The sequence below is a fragment of the Streptomyces sp. NPDC091972 genome (assembly GCF_044756385.1).
GTDB lineage: Bacteria > Actinomycetota > Actinomycetes > Streptomycetales > Streptomycetaceae > Streptomyces.
This window is the reverse complement of record NZ_JBIVSV010000006.1, coordinates 518,304-532,961: the sequence shown is the minus strand read 5'-3', so window position 1 is coordinate 532,961 and position 14,658 is coordinate 518,304. Positions and strand designations below refer to the sequence as shown.

Here is a 14,658-nt window from a genome sequence, read left to right as displayed (position 1 = left end):
GTCAAGCTTCCAAAGCCCAGTCGGCGATGGGTTCCGGCAGGCGGTCCAGCACCTGCGTGCGGGTGGTCAGTTCCCGCAGGTTCTGCCAGAAGCGGCGTCTGATCAGCTGGGGGGTCGTGTCGTGGAGCTGGGCCAGCCGCTGTTCCAGCGGGTCGACGACTCCCGGGCGGGTCGCGCCGGTGGCGCGTCTGCTGGCGGGAAAGTCGGTCTCGGGCAGCAGGCGGTGCAAAGGCGTTGCGGAGAGGGTGTCGTCGGGCATAGCGGCGTTCACCGAGAAGTATGCGCCCAGGCTGATGGCCTGTTTCCGCTCGGCCGCGCTGCCCAGGAACCAGTGCAGGATGATGCCCGGGTGCGGACGGCTGGTGAGCAGGTCCAGCAGGGGGCCGGTACGTCCGCTGCTGTGCAGGGAGAGGATGACCGGCTCGTCGCGTGCGGCGTCGAGAATCTGGGTGAGCACCGCGCGTTGTGTCTGGAGGCTGCCGCGGCGGTCGAGTCCGACTTCCCCGATGAGGCAGGTCCGCTTCAGCGTGGTGGCGAACTGCCGTGGCTGGAAGGCCTTGAGGGCGGCGGGGACCGCGGGGTGGGCGCCGCTGCCCCAGACCAGCGTGGTGTCCTGGCGCCGCAGGGCGTGGGTGGTCTCGGCCGGTGTGCGGGTCATGGCGAATACGACGGCCCCCTTGAGCGCGCCGATCTGGGTGTCTGTCACGTCGGCGGCGATGTGGGCGTGGCAGTCCAGCGCGGGCAGTTCGTCAGGGAAGAGGGACACGGCTCAGTTCCTGGAGGCCGCGCTGGCACAGGTCCACGACGGCGTCGAAGTCGGTCTGGGGGGGCAGATCGCCGACGGCGAGGATATCGGTGTCGTCGATGCCGCTGAGGATGGCCTGTTGGACATCGCGAACGTCTTTGCGGCGGTTGCTGAGCAGACGCCGGTGGCTGGTGCCCTTCAGGCGGTGAACGAGGTAGACGGTGGAATCGTGGCACGGACCGGTGGTGAAGGATCCGCGGCGCACCAGACAGGCCACGCACAGACCGCAGTTGAGGTTGGCGTCGCCGCCTGGGTAGAAGCCTCCGTCGAGCTTGCCGCAGGACAGCGTGTCGGCGGCCGCGGCGAGCAGCGCGTCTCCGGCCTGCTCGTGGGCCCGTGCCAGCAATTCACCCTTGGTGCAGTTCAGGTAGGGGTTGGTGATCTGGACGGAGAGGCCTGCATCGGTTAGCAGGACGTTGAGGCGGCTGAAGGTTCCGGGGTGCGTGGACCGGGTGGACAGGGCGCCGCCGCGGGCTGCGGTGAGTGGCGGGTTGATACTGGTGAAGCCGTTCTCGGGCACCGTGACCTGTGGGCTTGAGGCGCTGGCCGCGGTCGCGGCTGCGAGGGCGGCGAACAGCAGGCTCCGGCTGCGCGAGGAGGGTTCCGGAGACGGGCCGACCTGGCAGATCTTGATGCTGAGGTGCCGCAGAGGGTGGGCGGCGCGGCTCTGCAGCCAGGTGCCGGCCTTGGTCTGTGCGCCGCGCACTGCGGTGCTGCCGTCGTAGTGGCTCAGGTGGATTCGTTCCCTGCCGTCCGCCAGGTGGTCGACGGCACCGCACAGGGAGTCGAGGCCACCACTGAGGAGCATGACGTCGTCGGCCGGTACCAGGGGGGTCAGCGTGCGGTCCGTGGGCGTGGCCGGCACGGCGTGCAGGTGCCACACGTCGCCGGTGAGCCAGTGCAGCAGCTCTTCGACGCGTTGCCCGCACGTGCTGTTCCAGGGTTCGGGGTTCACCGTGTGGACGGTGAGTTCGATCGTCCTGACGAACGTGAGGGGGCGGCGGACGGTGCGGTCGGCGAGGTAGGCGGAGGCGGCGATGCGGGCCAGGTCGGCGGCCGCGGTGGGGGCGGGCCCGATCAGGTCCAGGTCCCATCCCAGGGTGCCGGTCACCTTCGGTGGGGCGTCGTCGGCGCGGGTGCGGGCCCAGTGCAGGGGTGTGGCGGAGGGGTTGTGCTGCTGGGCATCGTGCGGCAGCACTTCGATGGCGGTGGTCATGAGCGTCGGGCGCGCAACATGCGCAGTGCCTCCCCGGTCACCTTGGCTGCTGTAGCGGAGAACTCCCCCACGGTCATGCGTCGCATGTCGGGGATGACGAGACGCTTGAGTCGGCGCTCCAACCAGGAACGGAGCCATCGCTGTTTGCGGATCGCCCCCTGAGCGCTCAAGTTCCCCTGCGCCTTTTGGGATCCCAGTTCGACCAGGGACAGCTCGTAGATCCATTCGATGACGAGTCCTCGCAGCCCCTCTTGCATGGCAGGCGGCTCGGCATCGAGGAGCACGGCCTTGACCCATCTGGTGGCGGCCTTCCGCAGGGCCGCTTCGTCCGGGTGGCCCGCGTCGCCGAGCACCGCCTGCAGGATACGGGCGATCTGCGCCCGTGGTCCCAGACGGCGCAGTTCCGCGAGATCAAGGCCGAGTTCCTGTAGGCGGGCTGCATCACCCCTGCGCAGCGCGTAGGCGCCGGCGATCGCGGCCGCCCCGCGGGCGGAGCCTTTGAGGACCTGCCGTCGTGAACCTGCGCCGGCTCTTCCGGTAGGTGTCTGTGTCCCCCCGCCGCCTCCTCCCCCGCCGCCGCCTCCGGGAGAGGCGAGTAGCGCGGAAAGTGGATACCCGGCGGCCGGTGGTCTCCCACGGTCCGCGTCGTCCTTCTGCAGGGCCGTGGACAGAGCGTCGAGCAGATGGTCGAGCAGATGCTGCTGGCCCTCCGCAGGGTCGGGTAGGTCTCCTGGACCGGTGTCGGATGGCGTGGAGGCGGGCAGAGCGTCGAAGGCCTCGTGGGCTTCTTGCCAGTCCGCTGTGCCGCTGCCTCCGTAGGAGCCCGAGGTGCCCATCAGGCCTCCCGTGCCATCTGTGCTGCTTCTTGCACCGCCGGCTCGATGTCGGTTGCCTCAGCCAGCCGGGGGATCAGCGCCCGCAGCTCGTCCACATCGCTGGCGTCCAGGTCGACCACGGCACCGGGCAGTAGGTATTTGCGCACCTCCCACAGGCCCTGCGCGATGTCGGCCCGCAGCTCGGGTGTGTGTATCGCTATATAAGCGAGGGATTCGACCAGCGGGTCGGTTTCCGTCTCCCGGCGTGCCCGCTGAATCAGCGCATGAACGACGGCCTGCTGGTCGGCTACGGGCGCGGCCACGATCTCTGCCTGGGCGCCGCTACGGTGCGTGTCTGAGGCACTGGCCAGGTCGCTCGTCCAGGAGAGCTGCTGCTGTGTCAGAGAGGCTGCGGCAGTGAGGCTCACGAGGGACGCGGCCAGGCTCAGGTACGGGCCGATCGGGGCGTCGACGAGGTCGGGGTCGGATGCGGCCCACTCCCTGCTCATCTCGCTGACCTCGTCGGGCTTGTCGTGCTGCTCGCTGCGTCCCCAGGCCTGCCAGCGTTCCAGGAGTTTGCTGCGCTGGGTCTCCTGGAGGCCGGCGAGGGTCTCGAAGTCCTTGCTGTGGCTGTCCTCCAGCAGCATGAGCTTGGCGATCACCGAGGCATCGATATCGATGCCGTGTCGTTCGGCAATCCGGGTACGCAGCGCGAACGCGTTCAGGAACCGCTTGATGCTGCGGGGACTGCCCGACCGGTGGGTTGACAGGCCGGTGGCGAGCCGGCTGGCCAACCCCACGGTGGCGGCATCGGGTTCCCACGGCAGGCCCTGCATGTCGGCCAGGACGGGTGACAGGCCCTGAGCGCGCCGCTGTTGGGCGTGCCCGATCAGCTGCGTGTAGTGGTCTGCCTCGGGGCAGCGCCGTTCGGACAGCAGGAGCGTGATGTAGGCGGCGGCCTCGTCCGTGCTGATGCGTGGCAGCGACAGCGGCAGTTGGACGATCTTTTCCAGGTAGCGGAGCGCGAACTGTTCGCCGCGGCCGGTGGCGTCGAGGCTGACGGCGATGGACTCCCGCACCATCTCCTGGTCGGCTGCCAGAACGAAGGCAACCTTCTCCACGGACAGGAACAGCTTGATGGCCTCCAGGGTGGCCATCACTGCATCCGGCAGACACCGGTCGAGGTCGTCCACCAACACAACGAGCCGCTGCAGCGGCGCCAGGCCCTTCAGCAGCTTGGCGAACTCACTGCGGAAACCTGCCAGGCTCCGGGCGTTCTCCTTCGACCGGGGTGTGAGCGCTTCGACGAGCTCAGCTGTCTGCGCCACCAGTCTGCCGCGGGCCATGCTGGAGGCGACCCGTGACCAACTGATGCGTTGAAGCAGGTCGTTGACGGAGTCACTGAGCTCTTCGTCCGGGTAGGCCGTAAGCAGGTCCTGTAGGACTTCGCCGATGACAGCGCCGCGCACATCGAACTGGTCGTCGAACTCCCAGGGATCGAGGCGAATGACACGGTATCCGGGCTGCTGGCCCAGCTCACGCTGCAGGAGACCCAGGACGGTGGATTTCCCTCCACCCCAGGGAGCGTTGATCCCGATGGTCACAGGGTCCAAAGACGGAGACTGCAAGGCCGCCACGACGGTCTCGACGATCGAGGTGAACCCCAGAAGGTCAACCTTCGTCGGGTTGTCGTCCCACAACTGCAGCTCGCTCATCATTGCCCCCGACAAGCTCGTCCCTCTTCGCCACCGTCCGGCCGTGCCGTCGAAGAGCGTCCACCCGGGAGCGGCCTCGGGTGATCGAGCACGTCCATAAGAGTTCAGCGCCCCACCACCGCACCGTTCTCGTCAGCACCATGCATATCACAGCACTGCCGCACCCCCAGGAAGCGACACACTGCCCGAAATGCCGCAGGCAGCAGCCCGTAACTCCCGTCGCACGCGGGCGATACGGTCGCACTCACCCGCCGTGAAGAGGACGAGCAGCTTTGGGTGCCGTGGTGTCCGGCTGGAACGCGCCTCAGAAACACGCAACCGGGTCGCAACAGCCATCACCAAACGGACACCGATACCTGAACGGCGCGCGCGCCTCTGGCCCCGAACGTCACGCACAACCTGCACAGCGGCTGCACCGGCAACAAGCCCTTCTGGTGCCCCAACGCCGTGCATGACTTCGCCACCATCACGAACGTCCCCCGTCCCCGGCCCTCCTACCACGCACCCGGCAGTCGGGAACCGGGACATTGACGTGGCATCCGCCCCCACGCCCCTCCGTCGCCGCACCCTCTGCAACGCTCTGACCTGCGCAAGTAGCGCGAAATTTATAAGGATTCCCGAGGTATTCATGACTTTCCAGCTTTATCACGGGATTACAAGACCCCAGCACCGCATACCTCTAGTCAAAGAAGCACGATTTGCAGCTCTCGCTGGTCAGACAGCACACCCCTGCACGCTGAGAAAGCGTGACTCAGAGACGGGTTTCCAGGCCACAAGCCTGTAGGAGGCGCACAGAAGCCGGGAACTCACACCGGCTGCCAGGGGCCGCGAGTTCGTCGGGCTTTTGGCGTCGTAGATGTAGCGGCGCACACCGCCTGCGCTGGTAGAACTGCTGACATCGGCATCAAGCCCGCGCTCGCCGGTGCTACTACCGACATCAAGCGGCCGTCCAGCCATGAAGATCATCATCTACGGCTGGAATATTCCATACGATTATGGCTTAAGGGCCTTAGCCGCCAGAAACTCCAGGAATTTTTGGTCCTCAGACACCAATTCCGCGGTTTCATGGTCGAGGAGGGTCACCCGATCCAGACAGACGCCATCCTCAACCATGAATCCCCAAAGATCCCCAGTGCCGACTGGAGAAAATGCGAGGAAATTATCATCCCACCAGCGCTCACTGTTAACAGACTGGAAATCCTCTACACTCCCCTGACGCTGACTCAGTGGGAATATGTCGAGGAATCCGAATTCCCCGCCACCCACGGTTGCCATGAAGCGTCTATAGGCGACAGGGAAGACTACTCGGAAGTTGGCCTCAATTTCGACGATTTCCTCTTCGGAGGCTCGCCACCCTTTAAAGTTCCCGAACCAGAACGGATGATCCGATCTGACCTGCTCAAGCAAGGTCGCAAACTCTGAGTAGTCCACTTTGCCTTCAATCCCTCTAGCAGCATCAGGGGCCTTCTAGATCCCCTGTTGGCCAGTTATCGAACCATGCCTCCGGACCGTAGGCGCTTCCCCAGCCTTGCTCCATCGAACGATACCACCAGTGCATCTGGGTATCTTGGCGCCGCATCAGGCTATCTACTCCCCATTGTGATGCGCCGGCCTCGAAAGGAGCACCTCGACCGTCATCAGTGGTGCTGAGCACGACCGGATCCTTGCCATGCTCTCGTCGATACCGCGCCGCTACACGATGCTGCATCACTCACCCCCCATACGTCTCCGACGCCTAACCTCCTCTCCCGTCAAGAATGCCCAACACGCTCCGCACGACATGATTCCATCAACTCTCGTAGTGTGAGGTCACGAAAGCCTCTGCAGTAGCTATGACATAATCACGTCATGATTGACCCAATGAGTATCGACCTGCCCAACACCCTCAGCACTTGGTACGGGCCACCGTCTCGACCGGCAACCCCCTTGCCAGACACATGCGCCTGGCTACCTGAACCCCTAAGGTCATGGTACGAGCTATCTTCCCAGTGGACGACACCGCTCATGACACTCAAGAGGATGCGTAAACCTGAAAATATTGCAGTCCAGGAAGGCAGGGCTATCTTCATGGCGGACGCCGGGGATGCAATTTGGTCTTTCGATGCCAATGACCCTTCCAAGGTGTACGAGGGACAACTCCATGAGCGCTGGACAGAATCGGCCGAAAATTTGTCAGAGTTCCTCATTCACAACGCCATGAATGAGGCCGCATTCAACGCTAAATTCGGGCGATCTTGTGAGCAAGTGGAGGAGTCGCACCTGGATCAGATCATTGCCCCGTTGACTGAAGTTTCCTTCGGCGGATGGCAGTGGCCTCGCCCCGGCCACCGAATCTTCATGGGTGTTGGGTTGATCGCTGATGTTGGACCAGCCATGGAAGATCATGCGCCTTGGGGAAACAGGCCGGGATTCGTAGAGATTCAGATTGGAAGCAACGACCCGGATCTCCTTTGCTATGTGGACAAGATGCGAGGTATTGACTGGTTCAAGTCTGGCCCCTTCTGAGCAGAAGCAGCCACACTCGGGATAAAAATTAAAGGAGCGGCCCCAGTATCAAACGCTGGGGCCGCCTCCTTTAGGTACTAGCCGGCGGAACCGGTGAAGAGTCGCGACTGAATATCACCGTCACCATCCCGGTAGGTAACTCTCAGATTTGCTCCATCCGGCAACATCTGAGAAAGTTTATCTGCACACGCCCCACAGATATAGTCTCCACTAATAAACAGATGGCCATCCATTATTCCAGTGCTGCGCATTTTCGCTGCCGCTTGAGCCTCAAGGTGATGGAAATTCGACGTGCTGGCTCCTGGGGGACGAGCATATCCCTCGGACAGATTAGCAGACCCAGACGAAAGTGCAATCGGGTCATCATGCCCCTCAAGATAGAGGGCACCGTTCATATTGCCAGGCTTAGCAAATTCCGCCCCGGCCGCATCTGCAGCAGCTAGCCCCTGGCTATTAGTTAGCACGCAGCGGTCTGAATTGTGTACCAGTATCGAGACGCCGCCCGCCACCACATAGTACGTATGGAGTTGTTGGACGGTGAGGTTCCACCGGTCTGCGGTACCAGGCGTGAGGCTCGTGGTGATGACGTGAACGTGTTTGTTACTGGCCGTGTTGAGGGAATCGCCGTTGCGGAGACTGCCAGCCGGGACCCAGGTGTGGGTGGCGTCGTCCCAGAAGGGGTGGTTGGCGGTGGTGTGGAGGGTGGCGGTTTGGCCGGTCTTGGTGCGGATAGTGAGATCGAGTAGGTCGTGGTCGTGGTTGATCCACACGTGCTGGACGGTGCGGGTGCCCTGGTTCTTTCCGGTCTTCGGGTTAGCGGCCTGGACTTTGTCGCCCACTTTGATCTTGCTGATGGGTTTTGTTTTGCCGTGAGCCATCAGGACCGCGGTGGAGGGTGCGAAACTGCACCCGATGCCTTCTTCTCCGAAGAGCCCCCCTTCCTCCCCGAAGAGCTCTCCACCAGCTAGCAGGTTTCCGGCTTCTTCACCGGTTTTCTTAGAAGCCTGATAGTCAAGCGAGTCAGTGTCTGCGCCAAGATCCTGCATCCAGCCGTCAACGGCACTGGCGTCTGGCCCACACCCGATCGAAAGAATTGAGCACCATGGATGCGTCGCATCGCTTACGTGCGTGAGTACGTCAAGCATGCCGGCGACTTGGCCGAGTGCGATCGACTCGCCGTTTCCTTTGGGTCGCGTGATGGTTCGGCTTCCGCTACCGGAGGTCGAGTCTGAAGTCTTGGTCGTCGTGCCCCAGTGGTTGTAGTGGATTGGGCCGCAGGTGGGGTGGCAGGTTCCTCTGCTGATGTTTTCAGGGTCGATGGGGGCGTTGCGGATGATGCCGCTTCTGCCGCCTACGACGTTGCCCTTGGGTACGCCGTAGCCGCAGATGTCGGCCTTGCACAGTCCGGTGGGGTCGCTTTGGGTGACGGGGTTGTCGCCGGCGTAGGTGTAGCCGCCGAGCTCTTGGGGGCTGGTGGCTTCGAAGACGGGGTCGAGGCTGATGAAGCGGCCGAGCGTGGGGTCGTACTCGCGGGCTCCGACATTGGTGAGGCCGGTGGTGGTGTCTGTGGTTTTGTTGAGGAAGGTGCGGTTGTCGGCCCAGGTGGTGGGGGTGCCGCGGGGGTTGCCATAGGGGTCGAATTGGCGCCAGGTGGGGGTTTGGGCGGTGTTGTCGAGGTAGAGGCTGTTGGTGCCGTGCTGGTCGGCGGCGAGTTCGAAGCCGTAGGCGGTGCCGGTGCCGGTACGGACGATGGTGGCGCCCCCGGGAGCGCTGTAGTAGCGCACGCCGGTGGCAGTGCCTGCGGCATCGTTGAGGGTGATCTGCTCGCTGCCGAGATACAGCGTGGTGGTAGTCGGGTCGATCTGGAGGAGCAGGTTACCGGCAGCGTCGTAGATGTAGCTGGTGGTGGTGCCGGTGGTGCTGTTGGAGACGCTGGTGAGCTGTTCGGCGTTGTTCCAGACGAGGGTTTGGTCACCGGTGCCGGTGTGACGGGTCTGGGTGTTGCCGGCGTCGTCGTATGTGTAGCTGGTCGAGCCGGTGGTACCGCCGGTGGTGGTCGTGCCGGTCAGGGTGTTGGGCTGGCTGCTGGAGTAGGCGCTGCTTGTGAGGGTGTCACTGGCCGTTGCGGAGAGGGCGTGCTGGGTCTGGGTGAGACGGTTGCCGATGGCGTCGTAGGCCCAGCTGGTCCAGTACGAGCCGCCGGTGATGCCGTCGCCGACGGTGCCGTGGCTGCTGCTGGTGGGGGTGGTGGCGCAGTTGTCGGTGGCGGTCCAGGCATCGGTGAGCCGGTCGAGGGTGTCGTAGGTGTAGCACTGGGTCTCGGCTGTAGTGCTGGAGCCGGAGCGGGTTTCGGTCTGGTGGGTGATGTTGCCGGCGAGGTCGTAGCTGTAGGCGGTCTCGTCCACGCTGGCCGGGGTGGTGGTGGAGCGGGTGACGAGCTGGTCGGTCAGGTTCCCGGTATGTGGGTCGTAGGTGTCGGTGGCGGTGGCGTAAGAGGTGGAGGAGCCGAGCTGGACCTGGGCGACCTGGTTGTAGGCGCTGTAGGTGACGCCTTGCAGGTAGCTGTAGGAGGTGGAGGCCAGACCGGTGAGTTCGTCCGCGTCGTTGTAGGCGTAGCCGACCGTCTCGGCAGGCAGGCCGCCGCCGAGGGTGTAACTGTCGGAGCGCAGCAGGCCCAGGACGCTGGTGTAGCCGTGGGTGATCTTCCATGTCTTGCCGAGGACGGTGCCCTGGGCGGCGGAGGGAATGATGGTTTCTTCGCCGAGGGATTCGCCGAAGACGTTGAAGTTCACCGCCTGTTGGATGTAGGCGTAGCCGCCGCTGTACGAGGTGGCGGTGGTGACGTGGCCGACCGGGTAGGTCATGCCGGAGATCGCCGTGTTGGCGTTGTCGTACACCCAGGCTGCGGTCTGGTTGCCGGGCGAGCTGGTGGAGCTGAAGGCGACCTGGTTGGCGGCGGCTGCAGCATACTGGCCGGTCTTGCGGTCGAGGGCGTCGTAGGTGTACGAGACGTAGTCGCCGCGGGCGTCCTTGGCCTGCAGCAGGTTTCCGTCCGGGTCGTAGCCCATGGTGGAGGTGCCGGCGGTGGGGTCGGTCTTGGAAGTCACCTCCCCGGCCAGGTCGTAGGCGCTGGTCCATACCTGGTTTTTGGCGTCGGTGGTGGTGGCTTGGTGGCCGTGGCCGTCGTAGCCGTAGGTGGTGGCGCTGGTGGTGCCGCCGGTGAGGTAGAAGATGCCGGTGGCGCTGTTCAGTGGTGTGGTCAGCGTGGGTGCGACGGTGTATTCGTCGAGTTCGGTGGTGCGACCGAGGGGATCGGTGTGGGTGCTCTTGGTGACGCCGCCGGTGGGCGGGATGACAGTAGTGGCGTCGCCGTTGTAGACCGTCGTAGCGGTGGAGACGATGGCGCCGTTTTTCTCGGAGGTGTCGTAGATCTGCCGGCCCAGTCCGTCGTATGTGTAGACGTCCTGGTCGGCGACCTGGTTGTCGGCCACCGATTTCAGCGACAGGGTCGGTGTGGTGGAGGAGTCCCAGTAGCCGCTGTTCTTCTTCGCCGCCCAGCCGCGTGAGTCGTAGAGGGTGTCGTCGATGAGACGGCCGCCCTGCGGAGTGTGGGTCTGGCTCTGGCGGGCGCGGCCCAGGGAGTCGACGATGCTGACCGAGGTGAGGTAGCCGTTGTTGTCGTTGAGGGTGTTGGTCACCACGCCCGAGATGGCGCTGTTGGTCAGGGTGTAGGCGTAGGTGATGTTCGCGAGCGAGGTGGTGGCGCGGGAGTCCTTCCACACCGAGGTTGCCCGGCCCAGTGCGTCGTACTGGACGGTGGTCACTACATGGTTGACGTCGGTGCTGGTCAGAGTGAGGCCACGCTCGGGATCCAGTGTCGAGCTGCTGGTGTGGGCGACTCCGCCGACGGTCGGCTGGGTGACGCTCTGTCCGGTGGTCAGATAGGCGGAGTTGACCGTGTAACTGGTCGTGGTGGTGTTGCCGTTGCCATTGGTGGTGCCGGACAAACGGTGGTACGTGCTGTCGTAGGTGTTCTTCGCGGTGGTGCGCCAGGTGAACGCGCCCGCACCGTAGTCGGTGGCGGTGCGGGTCATGGTGACCAGGCCCATGGTCGGGGCGCTGGACTGCGGGAAGGTCGTGGAGAAGGCAGGGTCGTCGTAGAAGGTTCGGGTGGCGGAGACGACCTGGTCTGGGCGGTTGACGTTGGTCGGGGCGGCGAGGGTGTTCAGCCCGTCGGGTACGGAGGTGACGGAGCCTTCGGTGAAGCCGGAGCAGGCGACCGAGTCCTCTTCCGTGGACGAGACGAGGCCGACCAGGTTGGCGCTGGTGTTAGCCGGGGCGTAGGTGGTGGCGGTGCACCGGTCGTATGCAGTGTCGGCTGGCACGGTGTGCTTGTAGATGTAGGTCGCCAGGCCGAAGTCGTCGTCGGAACGGGTGGCGTCGTAGGTGGTGTCGGCCTCGGTGTAGCGCCAGCTCGTGGTGCCACCGTCGGTCAGGCGCTGGCGGCTCCACACTTCGGCGGTGCCCATCGCGTTAGCGGTCAGGTCCGGGAGCCCGGAGCGGGTGCGGGTGGCGGTGGCCGCGGAGATCCAGTACGAGGTGATGGTGGAGTGGTCGACGCCGCCGCCGTTGCCCAGGTAGGACGTGGACTCCAGTACCTGGCCGGCGAGTTGGGCGGAGTCGGTGTGGTGGCCGCCCTGTGAGTCGGTTAGCGAAATGCTGCGGGTCGAGGTGGACGAGAGCCAGTCGCCGTCCATGCCCTGGTAGTAGGAGTCGACCTGCTTCGTTTGGGCGTCACCGGATCCGTTGCCGGTGGTGGTGGTCACCTGCTGGTAGCCGCGCCACTGCCCATAGGTGCGGTACTTCGGCTTGGTGTTCTCGTCGTCGTCGTAATGCCAGGCCGCGCCGCTGTAGGCGTAGTTGGATTCCTTCGTGGCCGAGCCGCCGTAGGTGTCGGTCTCCAGGACCTCTTGCACGGCGTACTTGTTGAACCAGTCCAGCATCGGGCTGATGTAGCCGCTGGGCGTCCAGTACTCCGGAAAGCACGACGCGGTGTTCGATGACGGTGTGGCGGAGGTCGAGCAGGCGGTCGGCAGGGTGTAGGAGACGCCGGTGACCCCGCCCATCTCGTTGGTGATCGCCGTGATGCGGTAGCGGAACAGGCCCGGGTAGGTGGCCGTGCTGACGCGGTTCTCCAGCGCCGAACCCGCGAACTTGATCGGCGGCATGGTGATGGAGGAGGTGGAGCCGCCGGCGGTGGTGTCCGAACCGGTGCTCTGGACGGAAGCCAGCCACAAGGTCGCGCTGGTCGCATCCCCCGTATTGGGCTCGGTCTGCGTCAAGGCGTAGGAGTCGACCGTCACATACCCGCTGGCCGTGACTGAGTACTGCTGGGTGGTGATCGAGCTCAGGCGGACGGTCGAGAAGAACGACGGCCCGTACGCGTTGCAGGCCGCCCCGCTGGCGCAGACCAGGTCGTAGGGGACGTCGGGGTAGTAGGCGGCATTGGTCGAGGTTTCCGCGCTGCCGCAGTTGGTGCTGGTGGAGGTGCAGCGCAGCGACGTGCCGTAGACGATCTTGTCGGGGACGGTGCCGTAGGGGCCGGTGGTGGTGGTGAAGCCGTAGTCTATGTGCGCGAGGTAGGAGTCGCGCACGTACTTGACCTGGGAAGATCCGTTGTAGGCGCCGTAGTAGTTGGTGTCTTGCTTGTAGTAGTACGCCATCGCCGCGCCTGTTGCGGTGGTGACGTAGTCCAGGTGCCACTTGTAGGCCATGGTGCAGTAGCTGCTGGTGGCCGTGGAGTTGTAGCAGGGGTCACCGGAGTGGGCGGCGTACACCCGCTCGGAGTCCACCGAGTTCGTCGTGGCGTTCCCGGAGATCCACCCTGGGAGCTGGTTGCGGCCGAAGTAGTACTTGGTGCCGTCCCGCTCCGTGATCACCCAGTACGACGTGTCGTACGTGCCGGATCCGTTCGATGAGCCGGTCACCTTGCTGACCGTCGCGCCGTCGTCGTCGGCCAGCTTGTAGGTGGAGGTGCTCTTGTCGTACACGATCGAGGTCGACGAGCCGTTCAGTGACATCGTCAGGACTGGGCCGTCGTAGCACTCGTCGGTGGTCGTCACCGAGCCGGCGCTGCCTTCCGGGGAGTCGGAGCAGGGCGCGAACTCCTGGGCGACGAAAGAGTCCTGCGTGGTCCACCCGTCGCCCACCCAGGACGACTGGGCCTGGGTGTTGGCCGTTTTCCCGTCGACGCTGCCGGAGTCGTAGGACAGTGACGCATCCGGCGCCAGCGACGTCGAGGCGGCCGGCGCTTCCACTTTGTAGGTGTAGGTGAAGTCACCGGACGATCCGGACTGGCCCCAGGAGCCGGCCGACGACAGCGTCGAGGCGTAGTTGCCGCCCGCCCCGCCCTCCTGGCCGGTCGAGTCGGTGGCCGCGATCACCGTGGCTGCGCCCGAGGTCGAGGCCATTTGTGCGGAGGCGGCCACGGATGTCGAGCCGCTGTAGACGGCCGAGACCGCCGCCCCGGCCTTGGGTCCGCGTGTTCCCGTCGAGGCGGGCTTCACCGTGGATGCCGCAGGAAGCGTGATCGCTGCTGATACGGCCGCGGTCTTGGCGTCGTTGTGGGACGTCAGGGGCGTCTGCTTGCGGCACTTGGCCAGTTGCGGTGTCGTCAGCGCGCAGGCAGGCAGTTGCACCAGGCGCAGCCGGGAGGCGTAGTTGCCGCCGATCGCCTGGCGGAACGCGCCGTAGTCCAGGCCGACCTTCACGTGGGCCAAGTCTGAGGATGCACCCCCGGCATCCTTCCCGGGGGTGAGCGACCATACCGGCCCGGACACGCCCAACCGGGCTGATACGGACCGAGGCTTGAGCGACACTCCCAGCTTGCTGGGGCCCGTGTAGTGGCCCCTTGTGGGGGTGAGGGCCTGGGCCCATACCGGGGTCCCCACCGCAGGGGATTTGGCACCCGAAGTCGCTGTAGGCGTAGGCGCCTTGAGCTGAAGGGTTGCTGTACGACCTGTCGGCCATGCGGTCTTGGTTGGTGTCGTGGTGTGCCGAGTGGCGTCCGAGATGCGCACGTGCTTGGGCGGGACGGATTTCAGGCCCGTCACCGAGTGGCCGAGGTCTGCCTTCGGTTGGGCGGTCGGCGTGTGTTGGGCCGCTGGCAGCGCGCTTGCTGTGGATCCGAAGGCGAGGCTGAGGCTCAGGGACCAGGCCAGGACTGCCGCTGGCCCGACGAGCAGCCGCCTGATGGTGCGGCGATGCCGTGCCACACCCGTTGTGCTGTTTCTGCGCGCGCCTCTATCTGACACGACCCACCCCTTGCCACGACGACATGCCGAAATGCCAGACGCTCGTATGGGGCTCACGCACCTATTGCCGTGCCGCGTGATCGCTCGTCCGCGGACACAGAATTACCTGAACGTGCCAACTACAAGAATAAGGAGCCGGTAAAAAAGAACTGTGAAGAGCCGATTAAGCGGCACAGAAACGACTGCACCGGACATTTCCATAACGTGACCTAGGTCACATCACCCGCACGACCAGGTACAACTACTCATACGGTGACGCCCGTTCCCACCACCCAGTGCCACGCCAGCC

7 protein-coding genes are annotated in these 14,658 nt (G+C 64.8%); 1 reads left to right on the top strand and 6 read right to left on the bottom strand.

What is annotated here, in order from left to right:
- Nucleotide 1: 1 nt before the first annotated feature.
- The 5 genes from ACIQJT_RS21310 to ACIQJT_RS21290 form a co-directional block, all read right to left on the bottom strand.
- Nucleotides 2–766: a TatD family hydrolase gene (locus ACIQJT_RS21310; RefSeq protein WP_402645642.1), complete on the bottom strand. Its 765-nt coding sequence runs from the start codon at nt 764–766 to the stop codon at nt 2–4.
- Nucleotides 750–2,021 (bottom strand): hypothetical protein, encoded by a 1,272-nt coding sequence (locus ACIQJT_RS21305; protein WP_402645639.1) that lies wholly within the window; start codon nt 2,019–2,021, stop codon nt 750–752. The genes ACIQJT_RS21310 and ACIQJT_RS21305 overlap by 17 nt, the downstream gene beginning before the upstream one ends.
- Entirely contained in the window at nt 2,018–2,857 is an 840-nt protein-coding gene (locus ACIQJT_RS21300; RefSeq protein ID WP_402645637.1) for a hypothetical protein, read from the bottom strand. Before ACIQJT_RS21300 ends, ACIQJT_RS21305 begins: the two co-directional genes overlap by 4 nt.
- A complete protein-coding gene (locus ACIQJT_RS21295; protein ID WP_402645634.1) occupies nt 2,857–4,551 on the bottom strand; it encodes a P-loop NTPase fold protein in 1,695 nt (564 codons plus the stop codon). The genes ACIQJT_RS21300 and ACIQJT_RS21295 overlap by 1 nt, the downstream gene beginning before the upstream one ends.
- Nucleotides 4,552–5,544: 993 nt before the next feature.
- Nucleotides 5,545–5,982, bottom strand: coding sequence for an SMI1/KNR4 family protein (locus ACIQJT_RS21290; RefSeq protein WP_402645632.1), 438 nt, complete (start codon nt 5,980–5,982; stop codon nt 5,545–5,547).
- A gap of 588 nt (nt 5,983–6,570) precedes the next feature.
- On the opposite strand from ACIQJT_RS21290, the gene ACIQJT_RS21285 reads away from it, so the two are divergent.
- A complete protein-coding gene (locus ACIQJT_RS21285; RefSeq protein ID WP_402645630.1) occupies nt 6,571–7,056 on the top strand; it encodes a hypothetical protein in 486 nt (161 codons plus the stop codon).
- A gap of 77 nt (nt 7,057–7,133) precedes the next feature.
- Here ACIQJT_RS21285 and ACIQJT_RS21280 read toward each other — a convergent pair whose 3' ends face one another.
- Nucleotides 7,134–13,826: a polymorphic toxin-type HINT domain-containing protein gene (locus ACIQJT_RS21280; protein WP_402645627.1), complete on the bottom strand. Its 6,693-nt coding sequence runs from the start codon at nt 13,824–13,826 to the stop codon at nt 7,134–7,136.
- Nucleotides 13,827–14,658: the final 832 nt, after the last annotated feature.

Coding starts and splice junctions, on each gene's coding strand:
- ACIQJT_RS21305 (WP_402645639.1), bottom strand. CDS start 2,021: ATGACCACCGCCATCGAAGTGCTGCCGCACGATGCCCAGCAGCACAAC.
- ACIQJT_RS21300 (WP_402645637.1), bottom strand. CDS start 2,857: ATGGGCACCTCGGGCTCCTACGGAGGCAGCGGCACAGCGGACTGGCAA.
- ACIQJT_RS21295 (WP_402645634.1), bottom strand. CDS start 4,551: ATGAGCGAGCTGCAGTTGTGGGACGACAACCCGACGAAGGTTGACCTT.
- ACIQJT_RS21285 (WP_402645630.1), top strand. CDS start 6,571: ATGCGTAAACCTGAAAATATTGCAGTCCAGGAAGGCAGGGCTATCTTC.